Genomic DNA, 15939 nt, shown 5'->3' on the forward strand with positions numbered 1-15939 from the left:
TAAAATGAAAAAATATTTATTTACAACCGTTATATCTCTTACTCTGTTTTCGACCTTGTGTATTTCTTGTTCGGATGAGTTTGTAGACCCTAAACCAGAATATTCTATCGATTCTGAAAACTATTTTAATTCAAAATCAGATTACGATCAGGCTTTGGTTGCTACTTACGATTTGCTTCAATCTTCATATGCAAATGTTATATTGGGAGAAATTGCTTCAGATAATACATTAGCAGGAGGAGAAAGTCCAACAGATGTTATTGGATGGCAGCAAATTGATGATATGATTCATACGCCGGTAAACAGTAACTTAAGAGATATCTGGAACTGGATGTTTGCAGGAGTTCAAAGAGCTAATTATATTCTTGAATTTCAAGATAAAACCGATTTTCCCGAGAAAACCCAAGTTATTGCCGAAGCGCGTTTTCTTAGAGCATATTACCAGTTTGAATTAGTGAAATGGTTTGGCGGTATACCAATGAAGGGCGATGCGAGATTTAAACTTGGAGATGAAAAAAAGATACCGCGTTCATCAGTTCAGGAAGTGTATGCTTCGATTGAAGCTGATTTAATTTTCGCATCGGCTAATTTAGCACCAAATGCTTCTCAAAAAGGGCGTGCCACTAAAACTGCTGCTCAGGCATTATTAGGAAAAGCTTATTTATATCAAAATAAATTTACGCAGGCAGCAACGGTACTTGAATCTGTAATTACTTCAGGAAAATATTCTTTAGTAACAGATTATAATTCAATATTTGAAATGGACGGAGAAAACGGAGCAGAATCTGTTTTTGAAGTACAATATACAGACATTGAAGGAGCTGGATTTGGATGTTTACAATGTAGTGAAGGTAACGTAGCTGTAGGTTTTAGCGGTGTAAGAAATTTTTCAGGACCACTTTTCTCTTCAGGATTTAGTTTTAATATACCAACTCAGGAAAGCGCTGATGCATTTGAAGTTGGAGACAGACGTAAAGATGTAGCTATTTTAGACATCGCTGCTTTTGCTGCTGCAAATGCTAATTATGATAACGGAAAAGGAGTTAGCTATGGAAAAGGAAATGAAGATACAGGTTTCTTCAACAGAAAATATATTCCAAGAAAAAGAAGCTCAAATGCACAGGGAGATTTGAATTTAACAAATCCAAATAATTACAGATCAATTCGTTATGCAGACGTTCTTTTAATGGCTGCAGAAGCTTACAACAGAGGTGCAATTGATGACGCAAAAGCAAGAACATATTTAAACCTTGTTAGAGCGCGTGCATTTGGAGATAATAACCATAACGTAACGGCTTCTGGAGCTGCTCTTACAGATTTTATCTGGGCAGAAAGAAGAGTAGAACTTTTTGGAGAAGGACATCGTTTCTTTGATTTAGTAAGAACTGGCAAAGCTGTTGGAACAATTCCTGGATTTAAAGCTAATAAGAATGAATTATTTCCACTTCCAATCGAAGAAATTCAATTCGCAAACGGTAACTGGTCGCAAAATCCTGGATATTAAAAAATACTATTATGAAAAAATTACATTATATATTAAGTCTTGTCGTTTTAGCGCTATTCTTTAGCTGTTCAAGCGATGACAGCAATATTGATTTAGAAGGTGTAAGCGCACCCTCAAACATATCTGCTTTGACCACTGTAACTCAGGATAACTCCGGTAAAGTAACTTTTTTACCAAAAGGAGAAGGAGTAACACAATACAAAATAAATTACGGAGACGGATCGCCAGAATCTGATTATTTTCCTTCTGGAGGAACCGTAACACACGTTTATAAAGAAGGAACTTACCAAAGCAAAATTATTGCAATGGGAATTACAGGAAAAAAGACTGAAGTAACACAAGAGGTTTTAGTTTCGTTTAAAGCTCCGGAAAATTTAGTAGTGGTAATAACAAACGATTTATCAGTTTCTAAAAAAGTAACCGTAAAAGCAACAGCAGATTTTGCCTTGTTTTATGATGTTTATTTTGGAGAAGCAGGAAAACCAGATCCAATTTCGGCTAATAACGGAGAATCAGTTTCATATACGTATCAGCAAGCTGGAGTTTACACAATTCGTGTAGTTTCAAAAAGTGCTGCAATTAAAACAACTGAAAAATCTCAGGAATTTGAAGCAAAATTAGTTCTTAATCCAACAACTTCGGCACCAACGCCGCCAAACAGAGCAGCAGGAAATGTAATTTCTATTTACGGTTCTAAATACACTAATGTTGCCGGAACAAACTATTTCCCAGATTGGGGACAAGCAGGACAAGGAAGCAGCTGGACAGAATTTGATTTGAATGGCGACAAAATGTTGAACTATATCAAATTAAGCTACCAGGGAATTGCTTTAGCAGATAATGTTACAGTTGATGTTTCTGGAATGGATTACATTCACATGGATGTTTGGACAGCAGATTTACAAAAAATCGAAACTTCATTAATTAGTAAAACAAATGGAGAAAAACCAGTTGTAAAAGATCTTACTGCAAATCAGTGGACAAGTATTGATATTCCAATTTCGGCATTTACAAGTCAGGGATTAACAGTAGCAGATATTTTCCAATTGAAATTTGTGGGAACCCCTTGGGCTGGAGGAACTGTATTTATAGATAATATTTATTTCTATAAAGACGTCGAAACATTAAGCACAGCAGCACCAACGCCAGCTGTACCGGCAGCAAATGTTATTTCATTATTTAGTGATGCATATTCAAATATTGCCATTCAAACATGGCGTACAGATTGGTCTGCAGCAACATTAGAAGAAACAGCTGTTGCAGGAAATGCAGTTAAAAAATACTCAGATTTAAATTTTGTGGGTATCGAGCCAGTTACAACAATTGATGCAACCGGAATGACACATTTCCACGTAGATGTTTGGTCTTCAGATTTTACAGAATTCAGAATCAAATTAGTTGATTTTGGAGCTAATGGAGTTTACAATGGAGGAGGAGATGATAAAGAACACGAACTTAAATTTACCGCTCCGGCACAAGGACAATGGGTAAGTCTGGATATTCCTTTAAGTGATTTTACAGGATTAACAACCAGAGCTCATATTGCACAGCTTATTTATTCTGGAACACCAACCGGAAGTCATACCATATATATTGATAACGTTTATTTTCATAAATAAAAAATGAACCTTATTAATCGATTAAAATGAATTTACATTTTATAAAAAATAACAAAATGAAAAAATATAATAAATACTTCGTATTACTTTTTGCTCTGCTGTTAGCAATAAGTTGTCAAAAAGATGATTTTGCTTTTGGCGATTTGGCGGCGCCCTCTAATATTCAGGTAACAGCTGAAATTATAGGAAAAACTGCTGATGCTCCAAACGGAGACGGATCAGGAACGGTAAAATTGACTGCAAAAGCAGATAATGCTGTTTCGTTTAAATATGTTTTTAGCGATGGAACATCTGAAACTTCTCCAAGTGGTATTTTTACAAAACGTTTTACAAAAACAGGCGTAAATACCTATACTGTTACAGTAATTGCAAACGGAAGAGGCGGTGTAGCATCAAACACAACACTAGATGTTACAGTATTAAGTAACTTTAGTGATGATGAAGCCGTAGCGTTCTTAACAGGTGGTTCATCTAAAAAATGGTACTGGTCAGCTTCAGAAGCAGGACACTTAGGAGTTGGTCAAAACGATGCCGATGCGACTAAAAACTACTATGCAAACTACTATATGGCAGGACCATTTGAAAAAGCAGCATCGCCGGCAAGCAGCTGTTTATACGAAAACGAATTGACTTTCTCAAAAGACGGAGATCAATTGAAATTTGAATTAAACAACGGCGGAGCAACATTCTTTAACGCAGCTTTTGCAAGCGTAGGAGGAGGAAGTGGACCAGATGATGCTTGTTTAACTTATAATACAAGTGGTGTTAAAACAGTTTCATTAAGCCCATCAGAATCTGTAGTGACCAAAAATCCAAATCATGCAACACAAACAAGAGGAACAATGCTGAACTTCTCTGACGGTGGATTTATGGGGTACTATATTGGTCAGAGTTCATACGAAATCTTGTCAATCACAGCAAACAGAATGGTTGTAAGAGCCGTAATGGGAGGAAATCCTGCATTAGCTTGGTATCATATTTTTACTACCACAAAACCTAATCAAAATCCAACAACAGATTATACAAATCTGGTTTGGTCTGACGAGTTCAATACTGATGGAGCGCCAGATGCAACAAAATGGAATTATGATTTAGGAAGAGGAGATAACGGCTGGGGAAATAATGAAAAACAAAATTATACCAACGCAGCAACAAACGTAAAAGTACAAGGTGGTAATTTAGTTATTACAGCTAAAAAAGAAGCTTCTGGAGGTGCAGATTATTCATCAGCCAGATTAAAATCAGATGCTAAATTTGCTTTTACATACGGAAAAGTTGAGGTTAAAGCTAAACTTCCAAGCGGAGCAGGAACTTGGCCTGCAATCTGGATGCTTGGACAAAATTATGCTACAAAACCTTGGCCGGCCTGTGGAGAAATAGACATTATGGAACATGTGGGTAACAATCAAAATGTGATTTTGAGTACGCTTCATTATCCTGGACATTCAGGTGGAAATGGTAATACAGCATCAAAAACATACACCAACGTTTCAACAGAATTCCATGTTTATAAATTAGTATGGAGCCCTGCATCAGTAAAAACTTATGTAGATGATGATTTACTTCATTCAGTTCCAAATGATGGTTCATTACCTTTTAACAGCGACTTTTTCTTAATATTAAATGTAGCAATGGGAGGTAATCTAGGCGGTAATATTGATGGTGCTTTCACACAGTCTTCTATGGAGATTGATTACGTGAGAATTTATCAATAGAATATGAGTTAATTAATTAGTAATTCTAGAAGGTCAGCTTCGGCTGGCCTTCTTAATTTTAAAATTATACTATGAATAAAATAATTTTACTATTGTTAATCTGCAGTTTTTCATACGCGCAGGAAACAAAGAGGAAACTGGTCTGGGAAGAAAATTTCAATACTAAAAAATTAAATGAAAAAGTCTGGAATTTCGAACTTGGGGACGGCTGTCCGAATTTGTGCGGTTACGGAAACAATGAAAGACAAATCTATACTAAAACCAACCACGAATTCAAAGATGGAAATTTAGTTATTGAAGCCAGAAAAGAAGGAGAAAAATATACCTCGACAAAAATCACAACCAAAGGAAAAAAACAATTTCAATACGGCCGAATCGAAGCAAGGGCAAAACTTCCTGTTGGACACGGTTTGTGGCCTGCTTTCTGGATGTTAGGCGCCAATATTGATGAAGTTAAATGGCCTAAAACAGGAGAAATTGATATTTTAGAATATATAGGAAGAGATCCGCATATGGTTTATACAACCCTTCATACGCAGGACAGCCACGGAAATACGATTAATACCAAAAGAACTGAATTTCCAAATATTGAAGAAGGTTATCATGTATATGCCATTGAATGGGATAAAGATAAAATCGCCTTTTTTGTGGATTCGACTTTAGTTTATACTTTCAATCCTGAAGTTAAAAATGAAGATACATGGCCCTTTGATAAACCATTTTATATTATTGTAAATTTAGCCATTGGAGGCAATTTTGGAGGTCCTGAAGTGGATGATTCTGTACTTCCTCAAAAATATTACGTCGATTACGTACGTGTTTATCAATAAAAAAATATAGAATTAAATTTTACTCAAAAAGCAGGTGTAAATAGCTTAAATATTTAATTGTAAGTTATTTACATTTGTTTTTTAAATCGTTTTGAACCGCATTTTTTTAACTATTTTTATCAAAAATGGTCTCTGCAGCAAAAAACTTAACGATTTAATGTTAATTATTATTGTTTTTGTTTGCTTTTTAAAATAAATATTTGTTAAATTTGGTCACAATAATTAACATAACTCAAAAAGATCACGCCTATAAAATAAAATTACTTTTTAGAAAAATTACTCCAAATTATTAAAACTAAAAAAGTAGTATTATGGCTGATCTGCAAATTCCAGACGCTCTATTAGTAAAAAATTATGTTGAAGGCAGTGAAGCTGCTCTTGCAACATTAATAAAAAGGCACGAATCTAAAATATATGGATTTATATATTCTAAGATTGCTGATAGAGACATTTCAAATGATATTTTTCAAGATACTTTTATTAAAGTAATCAAAACCTTAAAAAGTAATTCCTATAACGAAGAAGGTAAATTTCTTCCATGGGTAATGCGTATTTCACATAACTTAATTGTGGACCACTTTCGCAAAACCAAAAAAATGCCAATGTACAGAGAAACCGAAGAGTTCTCAATCTTCTCTATCATGTCTGACGATTCATTAAATGTTGAAAGCAGAATGATTGTAGATCAAGTTGAGGTTGACTTAAAAAGGTTAATCGAAGAACTTCCTGAAGATCAGAAAGAAGTACTGGTAATGAGAATGTATCAGGATATGAGTTTCAAAGAAATATCAGAATTAACAGATGTAAGTATCAATACTGCATTGGGAAGAATGCGTTATGCGCTTATGAATTTGAGAAAAATAATTGACAAACATCAAATTATTTTAACCAACTAATACTATTTTGAATATTAGCCCGTTATACTATTATAAAACATTTACACAGTATGGCGAAAATTTACTCAAAAAAAGCGTTAGCTTCTAAAGATTTGAAACCTAAAAAAGAAGTAATTTCTTTTTTACTAAGTTATTCACAAGCCTTAACGGTTGTGAAAATTGAAGATAAAAATTTTGAGATTATAGCTAATTAAACAGCCCGCTGCTTTGGTCGGATGTTTATTTCGAAAGAAAAACCAAATGGTCGTTTTGGTTGAAAGCTCACTATTTGTATGCAAATACAGATAGTGAGTTTTTTTTTGTCTTAAATCCTGAATTTTACTTTATTATGATAAATTCAACTGCGTGTTTTTCCTGAACAGATTTTTCCAATCACTTATTAATTCTTCATTTTTACCCTTAAATATGATTTTGATTTAAAATTATGTTTTTGTTAAAATTCAATATTTTTAGTCAAAATATTTCTTTATTCAATAATTAATTTTATTTTAGTTAAAAAATAATTATTATTTCATAAAAACATAAGAATTTTTCGTATTAAAACATTTCAATCACCCTAATTTGTCCAACCAATAACCAAAAACCTATGAAAAAAAACTACTCTCCCTTATTTCATTTTGTTTGTTATACGCCTTAGTTCTTTACTAAGAAATTTGATTTTTTTGAGAAATTAAATTAAGAGACTTATGGCAATTTTGATCTCTAAATCTTATTTTTTCATTTAAACGCAGGCTGAAGTGCTCTACTATCAGTTTTGCAGCAAAATTCATTCAAAAAACTAAATCTATTTTAACAACCAAAACCCAACCGAAATATGAAAACGAACCTAAAGATGTTATCAATCCTGTTATTGATAAATGTCGCAGCATTTGCTCAAAATGATCAAATAAAAGAAGCGCAGTCTTTATACGATAAAGGAAAAAGCGAGGAAGCATTGGCGATTTTAAACAAAACAGAATATCTTATTCTTAACGCATCAGATGAAGCCAAATCTGATTATTATTTTTTAAAAGGAAATGTATATAAGGATTTAGCTGGAAAAAATATAGATGCAGCTAATAATTTTACATTGGCCTCACAAGCTTATCAGGATGTATTTTTGTATGAAAACGAATCAGGAAAGTTTAAATTTACAGTTAAAGCAAATGCAGCTTTAAAAGCTATGAAATCTACTCTTGTTAATGGTGCAATGACCGATTTTAATGCTGGAAAATTCAAAGAAAGTGCAGAGAAAAGTTATAAAGTTTATTTGTTTGATAAAAAAGACACATTGAACTTATTTAACGCTGCAGCATCTTCTATAAATGCTAAAGATTACGAGTCGGCAGTAAAATATTATGAAATCTTAAAGAAAATAAATTTTTCCGGAAAGAGGATGATGTATTATGCTACAAACAAGAAAACAAAAGAAGAAGATTTTTTTGTTTCTACAAAAGCCAGAGAATCAGCTATAGAACAAGGGTTTTATGAAAAACCAAGAAACGAGTTAGTTCCTTCAAAAAAAATAGAGGTTAACAGTAATTTAGCTTATGCTTATTTGGAGAAAAAAGATTATCCTAAAGCCGAAGCAGTTTATAATTATGTATTGGAACTTAACCCTAATTACCTGGATGCCTATATAAATATGGCGTATTTGAAACTGCAGGTCAAAAAAGATTTAGCCGATGAAATAGCTTCTTTAGGAACGTCACCGTCTGAAATGCAAAAATATGACAAGCTAAATGCTAAAAAAGATGATATTGCCCGCAGTGCAATCCCGTATCTAAAACAAGCACTTATTATCGAACCAAAAAATCCAGAAGCTACAAAAACACTTTTGGGAGTATATCGATCGCTTGATATGACAAACGAATACAATGCTCTAAAAAGCAGTATGTAAAATAAAAAAGAAGCTGCTAAACTTTCTTTTTAGCAGCTTCTTCTATTATAGATTTTTTACCAATTGTTCTCGTAATAATATCTTTCTCTAAACTCCAGCCTCTAGCGGGCGAATATTCACGTCCGTACCAAATAATCTGTAAATGCAGATCATTCCATGTATCTCTCGGAAATAATCTTTTAGCATCCTTTTCAGTCTGAGCCACATTTTTTCCATTCGAAAGATTCCATCTGTACATTAGTCTGTGAATATGTGTGTCAACCGGAAAAGCCGGAACTCCAAAAGCCTGAGACATAACAACACTTGCCGTTTTATGTCCAACAGCCGGCAAAGATTCAAGCGCTTCAAAACTCTGCGGAACTTCACCATTATATTTTTCAATCAAAATTTCAGACAAACCATGAATTCCCTTTGATTTCATTGGTGATAAACCACACGGACGAATAATTTCCTTAATTTCTTCCACAGACATCTTCACCATATCATACGGATTATCTGCTTTTGCAAACAAAAGCGGCGTAATCTGATTTACGCGAACATCTGTACATTGAGCAGAAAGTAAAACAGCGATTAATAAAGTATAAGGGTCTTTGTGATCAAGCGGGACAGGTATAGTAGGGTAGAGTTCTTTTAACGTATTTATAACAAATTGTACGCGAGCTTCTTTATTCATTTCCGTAATTTTAAAGTGTAAAAATAGCGAATTATAACTTATGAGTTATCTTTGTTTTAAAATCTAAAATCAACAATCTGAAATCTAAAATAAAAAGATATGACAACATTAAAAGCCGGAGATAAAGCACCAAACTTTTCAGGAACAGACCAAGACGGAAAAACACATAAGCTGGCAGATTATGCCGGAAAAAAATTAGTAGTTTTCTTTTATCCAAAAGCAAGTACGCCGGGTTGTACAGCCGAAGCTTGTGATTTAAGAGATAATTTTCACCGTTTTCAGGCAAATAATTATGAGCTTCTTGGAGTAAGTGCTGATAGTCAAAAGGCACAAACCAAATTCAAAGAAAAATACGAATTACCATTTCCATTAATTGCCGATGAAGATAAATCAGTAATAAATGCTTTTGGAGTTTGGGGACCAAAAAAGTTCATGGGAAGAGAATATGACGGAATTCACAGAACCACTTTTGTAATCAACGAAAAAGGAATCATCGAAGAAGTAATCGAAAATGTAAAAACAAAAGAACACGCAGCACAGATTTTGAAGTAAATTTTTGTTTCAGGTTTGAGGTTTCAAGTTTCAGGTTGTTTTGTGTGTAATTTTAACGCAAAGCACGCTAAGATTTTACGCAAAGCACGCTAAGTTTTTACGCAAAGTGCGCTAAGTTTTATTTATATGTAGGTTTTATAAAAAAGCAAAGTTCACAAAGCTTGGTCAGTACAAAGCTTTGCGAACTTTGAGCATGCAAAAATGCAGTCTATCATATAAAAAACCTTAGCGTACTTTGCGTTAAAAAAAACATTCAGTAGACAAAAAAAGTCCCAAATTAAGGGACTTTTTATATTAAGCTTTTTGCTCTAGTTCTTTCTGTGGATGATATCCAAAAAGATGATGTTCTTTTATAATTTCGGCAACTCCAGACGGAAGCATTGGTTCCCAGCCGGTTTTTCCTTGACCAATCATTTTTAGTACTTCGCGAGAGAACACATTTAATATGTTTGGGTTGTAATCTTTAATGTCAACAACTTTACCGTTGAATTTAAAGAATTTGTACAATTCCTTCATTCTCGGATGAACTTTTAGGTTGTCAGAAGTAATAACTTCACCATTATCTCCTAACATTGGGTACAAGAATACTTTCATATCACGGTAGAATAATTTACCGAAAGCTTCCAGAATTCCACCACTTAAATGACGATAGTATTTCTCATCAAAAATATCAACAAGGTTATTTACACCCATTGCTAATCCCATACGGGCTTTGGTATAATTAGAAAAATACTCCACAACTTTATAATACTCCTGGAAATTTGAAATCATAACCGTTTGACCAAGCGAACAAAGTAATTCGGCTCTGTCCATAAAATCACGCTCATCAATCTCACCATCCGAACGTAAATTCGAAAGTGTAATTTCAAAAACCACTAATGTGTTGTCCTTATCTACTTTATTTTCCCCGAGAAACATTTTTAATGATTTCTCGTACATGTCAAGATTCACATTTGTAACCGGACGGAAACTTCCTCTAAAAGCAAGAAGATTTTTTTTGTATAAAACAGCAGCCGGTAAAACATTTTTTCCTTCCGGATTAAACATTACGGCATCCGTCATTCCGTTTTTAACCAATTGTAAACTCATCAAACGATTGTCAACATCAGCAAAACGAGGTCCCGAAAAATTGATTGTATCGATTTCTAATTGATCTTTATCTAAGTGATCGTATAAATAGCGCAGTAAACGTTTTGGGTCATTATATTTATAGAAAGCACCGTAAATTAAATTTACACCTAAAATCCCGAGTGTTTCTTGTTGTAATCTGGCATCAGTTTCTTTAAAACGAATATGAAGAATAATTTCGTTATATGCCTCGTCTGGTTCAATCTGGTATCGAATTCCAACCCAGCCGTGTCCTTTAAACTGTTTGGCAAAATCTATTGTTGCTACTGTATTAGCGTAGCTGAAGAAAAGTTTATTGGGGTGTTTTTCTCTGCTCAAACGTTCTTCGATCAATTCTCCTTCAAACGTAAGCATTTTTTTAAGTCTGTTTTCGGTAACGTATCTTCCGTCACTTTCAATCCCGTAAACAGCATCACTAAAATCTTTATCATAAGCCGACATCGCTTTTGCAATCGTTCCAGAAGAACCTCCGGATCTGAAAAAATGTCTAACTGTTTCTTGTCCAGCGCCAATTTCAGCAAATGTTCCGTAAATATTCTCGTTTAAATTAATGCGTAAAGCTTTGTCTTTTATAGAAGGAATCTGTTCGATGACCTTGTCACCTTTGAGTTTTATTTCTGTACCCATTTTATTTTAAATAGATTTGTTACAAAGTTAGTAAATTAGGGTTCTAATGAAAGAGAAATAATCCTATTTTTGTAAAAAAATTAAGTTCAATTGAAGGTCTATTTTTTAGGTACTGGTACTTCTCAAGGTATTCCGATTATCGGAATCGATCATCCCGTTTGTAAAAGCACTGATGCTAAGGACAAAAGGCTCCGTGTATCCATCTGGATTACATGGGACGAGCATTCATTTGTAATCGATTGCGGCCCTGATTTCAGACAGCAGATGCTTTCCTGTGGATGTCGTAAACTCGACGCTATTTTATTCACGCACGAACACGCAGATCATACTGCCGGTTTAGATGATATTCGTCCGTATAATTTCAGACAAGGCGAAATTCCTATTTACGGACATAAACGCGTGCTTGATAATTTAAGACGCCGTTTTGATTATGTTTTTGAAACCGTAAATAAATATCCGGGCGCTCCAAGTGTAAAAACTATTGAAGTCAAAAACAACGAACCTTTTGCAGCTGGAGATAAAATTGCAATTCCAATAAATGCCATGCATGGTGATTTACAAGTTTTTGGATATAGAATCGATGATTTTGCTTACCTAACTGATGTCAAAACAATCGAACAAACTGAAGTTGATAAACTTAAAGGTTTAAAAGTTTTGGTTGTAAATGCTTTGCGTGTTGAACCTCACGATACTCATTTTAACTTACATGAAGCGCTTGATTTTATCAATTTGGTAAAACCTGAAAAAGCTTATTTAACACACATTAGCCACGTTTTAGGCTTTCACGAAGAAGTACAGAAACAACTTCCTGAAAACGTTTATCTGGCCTATGATAATTTAGAAATTACAATTTAATTATACCACAAAATGAAAAAATCCTTAATGCTTTACCTTTTTATCCTTGCGATATTAATGAATGTTTTTACTTATATGTTTTACAGCCGAGAAGTGCAATTTGGTGAAGAAAGATATGAGAAAACAACTAAAAAGCTAAGAGACAGTATTAATTTAGTGTCAGCTAAATTAGCCGATGCAGATTATTTTTCTTTAGAACATAACGAAAATGCACAAAACTATTTTGACAATAGTGCTTCTGGCGGAAAAGTAATTTTATTTGAAAAACTAATCCCGGTTGTAACCGAAAAACTTTTAGATTTCAATGCAAATCCAAAAGGAAACCCATACACAGGACAAGATCAAATAGGTCCAAATAAATTTATCATCAATAAAGTAAAAATTTTAAACCATCGCTGGATCATTGCAGATTACAGTAATGGAGAATTATGGGGAGAAGTCTTGTTAAAATACTTTGTTGATAACGATGATAATATTACCTTTGAAGTAAATCAAACTTGGTTATATCAAAAATAGGATTTTATAATCCTATTTTTTTTGACCCAATAAAATAGATAGGATTATGAAAAAGATGTTTTTGTTAACGATTATTGCAATTGCGGGATTTTCCTGTGCTAAAAAAGTTTCTCAGGAAAATACTGTTGTAAAAGAACCACAGGAAAAGAAATTAGTTGGAGGAGATTCTGATGAACACGGATGTAAAGGTTCAGCCGGCTATACTTGGTCAACGCTTAAAAAAGAATGTATTAGAGTTTTTGAAGGAACAAAACTGTCGCATACAGAAGAAACAGGTAAAACGTATACAACCGCTGCCTACGTAATTTTTGAAGGAAACAAAGCAGAGCTTTTTCTGGATACTCAAAAAGAATCCATCATTTTAGAAAGAAAATCTGAAGGAGATTCTTGGAATAAAGATGATTATCAATTAATTCCGTGGAAAGGATATGTCTTGAAAAAAGCCGGGAAGATTATTTATACAGGAGAATAAAGTTTACAGTTTTCAGTCGCAGTTTACAGCTTAGAACTTTGTCAAAGTTTGAAACTTTGACAAAGTTTTCAGATTGCAATTGACAGACCAAGACTGAAAACTGCGACTGAACACTGTAAACTTACAAAGCCAGCCAATTCTTAAAATCAAAGAAATTCTGAGGAGCAACTCCGTGTCCAACAGGATATTCTTTGTAAGTAACCGGAATATTTAGTTTTTCTAAAATTGCTGGGGTTTTTCTCGCCCATTCAATTGGAATAACCTGATCTACAGTTCCGTGTGAAGCGAATATTTTTAAGTTTTTAAAGTCGTTTTTCTCAAAACCTTCTTTAATGATTTCTTCATTAAAATAACCACTCATTGCCACAACTCTCTGAATTTTTTCAGGATACGAAAGTGCAGCAGAATAACTCAAAATAGATCCCTGACTAAATCCAATTAAAGTTACGTTATTGGCATCTATTGGATAATTAGCAACTAATTCATCAATAAAAGAAGCAATTACGTCTCTCGAAGTTTTAGCTTGTTCGTTATCAGAAAATTTATTTTGATCTGCATCAAAATTGATGGCGTACCAAGCATAAGCGCCATATTGCAAATCATAAGGTGCTCTGGCCGAAATAATGTAATAATTATCAGGAAGTTCAGAAGCAAAAGAAAATAAATCAGCTTCGTTACTGCCGTATCCATGTAATAAAAGCAATAACGGATTTTTATCTAAAATTACTTTTGGCTCTTGTATTTTATATTCTAAAGATAGATTCATTTTTTTAATTGTGAATTGTTAGTTTTCAGTCGCAGTCTCAGTTTTCAGTTTTTAACTTTTGCAAAGTTTGTGGATGATGTTATTATGAAAAATCTGTTTTTTATCCGCGTTTTTGCTTGCAAATCTGCGTCATCCGTGTTCAAAATTTATACGCTGATAAAACAGATTCGCTAAAGCGAAAACGCTGATTTCAACGGATTTTTTTTTTGGATTTCAAAAATTCGGAATTTCCCTAACCTATAGATTTAAACCATTTTTGAAATACATTTCCAACTAAAGGAATCGGTTTCATTTGGCCTTGAATAGCAGTGAAGATTCCATATGTCCAAAGAATTGAAATACAAATCCACATTGGGAAAGTGATAAAAAAGCTGTCAAAATTACTGATTATAGCCCCAAAAGAAATAAATGTCAGCGATAAACCTAAAGCCTGACGAATATGAAAAGACGCAAAACTATTTTTATTTTCAGAATTCATAGACATTGCTATCAAAACGCCAATAATTAAAATGTAACTGGTAATGGCAATTGATTTTCCTTCTTCGATTGAATTGTTCATTGTATTATTTTGTAACAAGTTGATTTTGATTTAAAATTCCGTACACAGAACCTTTAAGTTCAGTTCCTAAAAAAGCAGAATTTTTAGATTTTGAAAGAATATTTTCTTTCGTAAAAGTTGATTTTCCTTCCGGAGTAAAGAAAGTAAAGTTTGCTTTTGCGCCTTCTTCGATTGTGTTGTTTTCAAGACCAAAAACAGTTCTTCCTGAAGTTAGTTTTGCAATCACAGTTTCTAGCGGTAAAACCGTTAATAATGCGCCAAAAGCACTTTCAAGCCCTATTGTTCCGTTTTTTGCCGTATCAAATTCCATTTTCTTGAATTCAATATCAATCGGATTATGGTCTGATGTAATGGTATCGATAGTTCCGTCGGCAATTCCGTTTAGTAAAGCCTGTCTGTCAACTTCAGTGCGTAATGGCGGAGTCACTTTAAAACGCGTGTCAAAATCGTCTAGTTTTTCATCTGTTAAAACCAAATGATGTACAGAAACACTTGTCGTAACATTTAAACCTTTTGCTTTAGCTTCTCTAATTAATTGAACCGATTTCGCTGTGGAAATCGTCGGAATATGAAGTTTTCCACCAGTATATTCCAATAAGAATAAGTTTCTTGATATTTGAAGTTCTTCGGCTAGATTTGGAATTCCTTTCAAACCTAATCTTGTCGAAACGATTCCTTCATTGGCAACGCCGTTTCCTTTTAGGTTTGGATCTTGCGAATAAGTAATTACCAAACCATCAAAATCCTGAACATATTGCAAAGCAATTTTTAACAAATTAGCATTGTCAATACTTTTGTTATAATCTCCAAAAGCTATTGCTCCGGCTTTTTTCATGTCATAAAGTTCGGCCATATCTTTTCCTTCGCTGGCTTTTGTTAAAGCGCCAATTGGGAAAATTTCTGTAGCAAAACCATTTGCTTTATTTTTTACAAAATTGACTTGAGACTGATTGTCAATAATCGGGAAGGAGTTTGGCTGTAACGCAATTGCTGTAAAGCCGCTTTTTGCTGCAACATTTAATCCGTTTGCAATAGTTTCTCTGTCTTCGTAGCCAGGTTCTCCAAGAGAAACGCTGCTGTCAAACCATCCTTGAGAAACATGAAGATCGTCGAATCTTACTGTTTCAGCATTATCATTTGGAAGAGAAACTCCTATTTTTTCAATTAAACCATCTGCAATTAAAAGATCAACGGTCTGGTTATGAAACGGACTTTTTGAGTCGATAATTTTGGCGCTTTTGATGATTATTTTCATATGTAGAGAAATTTATTTTAATTGAAAGAATGAAATTATTTTAAAACATTAAAACTTAATTTTCTGAACCATTAAGAAATGAAGTTAATAAAG

The 15939-nt window shown here is 33.7% G+C and carries 16 protein-coding genes; 11 read left to right on the top strand and 5 right to left on the bottom strand.

The window, feature by feature from the left end:
- Positions 1–4: 4 nt before the first annotated feature.
- The 7 genes from NLJ00_RS13065 to NLJ00_RS13095 all read left to right on the top strand — a co-directional run bounded on the left by NLJ00_RS13065 (position 5) and on the right by NLJ00_RS13095 (position 8443).
- Positions 5–1504: a RagB/SusD family nutrient uptake outer membrane protein gene (locus NLJ00_RS13065; protein ID WP_256634060.1), complete on the top strand. Its 1500-nt coding sequence runs from the start codon at positions 5–7 to the stop codon at positions 1502–1504.
- A gap of 11 nt (positions 1505–1515) precedes the next feature.
- Entirely contained in the window at positions 1516–3123 is a 1608-nt protein-coding gene (locus NLJ00_RS13070) for a hypothetical protein (RefSeq protein WP_235992136.1), read from the top strand.
- 56 nt (positions 3124–3179) lie between these two features.
- Positions 3180–4838, top strand: a complete 1659-nt coding sequence (locus tag NLJ00_RS13075) for a family 16 glycosylhydrolase (RefSeq protein WP_256634061.1) — start codon at positions 3180–3182, stop codon at positions 4836–4838.
- A 71-nt stretch (positions 4839–4909) separates the two neighbouring features.
- Positions 4910–5668 carry a glycoside hydrolase family 16 protein gene (locus tag NLJ00_RS13080; protein ID WP_256634062.1) on the top strand — a complete coding sequence of 253 codons (759 nt, stop codon included), beginning with the start codon at positions 4910–4912 and terminating at the stop codon, positions 5666–5668.
- 311 nt (positions 5669–5979) lie between these two features.
- Positions 5980–6564, top strand: a complete 585-nt coding sequence (locus tag NLJ00_RS13085) for an RNA polymerase sigma factor (protein ID WP_053473705.1) — start codon at positions 5980–5982, stop codon at positions 6562–6564.
- Positions 6565–6614: 50 nt separating this feature from the next.
- Positions 6615–6758, top strand: coding sequence for a hypothetical protein (locus tag NLJ00_RS13090; protein ID WP_165590706.1), 144 nt, complete (start codon positions 6615–6617; stop codon positions 6756–6758).
- 620 nt (positions 6759–7378) lie between these two features.
- Complete coding sequence (locus tag NLJ00_RS13095) at positions 7379–8443, top strand: tetratricopeptide repeat protein (protein ID WP_053473704.1); 1065 nt, start codon at positions 7379–7381, stop codon at positions 8441–8443.
- Between the two features lie 16 nt (positions 8444–8459).
- On the opposite strand, the gene NLJ00_RS13100 is transcribed toward NLJ00_RS13095, so the two are convergent.
- Positions 8460–9116 (bottom strand): endonuclease III domain-containing protein, encoded by a 657-nt coding sequence (locus NLJ00_RS13100; RefSeq protein ID WP_053473703.1) that lies wholly within the window; start codon positions 9114–9116, stop codon positions 8460–8462.
- 99 nt (positions 9117–9215) lie between these two features.
- Between NLJ00_RS13100 and bcp the strand changes: the two genes are divergently transcribed.
- Positions 9216–9668, top strand: coding sequence for a thioredoxin-dependent thiol peroxidase (bcp, locus tag NLJ00_RS13105; RefSeq protein WP_256634063.1), 453 nt, complete (start codon positions 9216–9218; stop codon positions 9666–9668).
- 294 nt (positions 9669–9962) lie between these two features.
- On the opposite strand, the gene NLJ00_RS13110 is transcribed toward bcp, so the two are convergent.
- Positions 9963–11423 carry a nicotinate-nucleotide adenylyltransferase gene (locus NLJ00_RS13110; protein WP_053473701.1) on the bottom strand — a complete coding sequence of 487 codons (1461 nt, stop codon included), beginning with the start codon at positions 11421–11423 and terminating at the stop codon, positions 9963–9965.
- Positions 11424–11513: 90 nt separating this feature from the next.
- Between NLJ00_RS13110 and NLJ00_RS13115 the strand changes: the two genes are divergently transcribed.
- The 3 genes from NLJ00_RS13115 to NLJ00_RS13125 are packed head-to-tail and all read left to right on the top strand — an operon-like array spanning position 11514 to position 13266.
- Entirely contained in the window at positions 11514–12278 is a 765-nt protein-coding gene (locus NLJ00_RS13115; protein ID WP_256634064.1) for an MBL fold metallo-hydrolase, read from the top strand.
- A gap of 12 nt (positions 12279–12290) precedes the next feature.
- Positions 12291–12794: a hypothetical protein gene (locus NLJ00_RS13120; RefSeq protein WP_256634065.1), complete on the top strand. Its 504-nt coding sequence runs from the start codon at positions 12291–12293 to the stop codon at positions 12792–12794.
- A gap of 46 nt (positions 12795–12840) precedes the next feature.
- A complete protein-coding gene (locus NLJ00_RS13125) occupies positions 12841–13266 on the top strand; it encodes a hypothetical protein (protein ID WP_256634066.1) in 426 nt (141 codons plus the stop codon).
- A 121-nt stretch (positions 13267–13387) separates the two neighbouring features.
- Here NLJ00_RS13125 and NLJ00_RS13130 read toward each other — a convergent pair whose 3' ends face one another.
- The 3 genes from NLJ00_RS13130 to NLJ00_RS13140 form a co-directional block, all read right to left on the bottom strand.
- Entirely contained in the window at positions 13388–14032 is a 645-nt protein-coding gene (locus NLJ00_RS13130; RefSeq protein ID WP_256634067.1) for an alpha/beta hydrolase, read from the bottom strand.
- A gap of 232 nt (positions 14033–14264) precedes the next feature.
- Positions 14265–14591: a hypothetical protein gene (locus NLJ00_RS13135; RefSeq protein ID WP_256634068.1), complete on the bottom strand. Its 327-nt coding sequence runs from the start codon at positions 14589–14591 to the stop codon at positions 14265–14267.
- A gap of 4 nt (positions 14592–14595) precedes the next feature.
- Positions 14596–15846 carry a dihydroorotase gene (locus tag NLJ00_RS13140; protein WP_256634069.1) on the bottom strand — a complete coding sequence of 417 codons (1251 nt, stop codon included), beginning with the start codon at positions 15844–15846 and terminating at the stop codon, positions 14596–14598.
- Between the last annotated feature and the right edge of the window lie 93 nt (positions 15847–15939).

This window comes from Flavobacterium panici (genome assembly GCF_024499525.1).
Lineage (GTDB): Bacteria > Bacteroidota > Bacteroidia > Flavobacteriales > Flavobacteriaceae > Flavobacterium > Flavobacterium panici.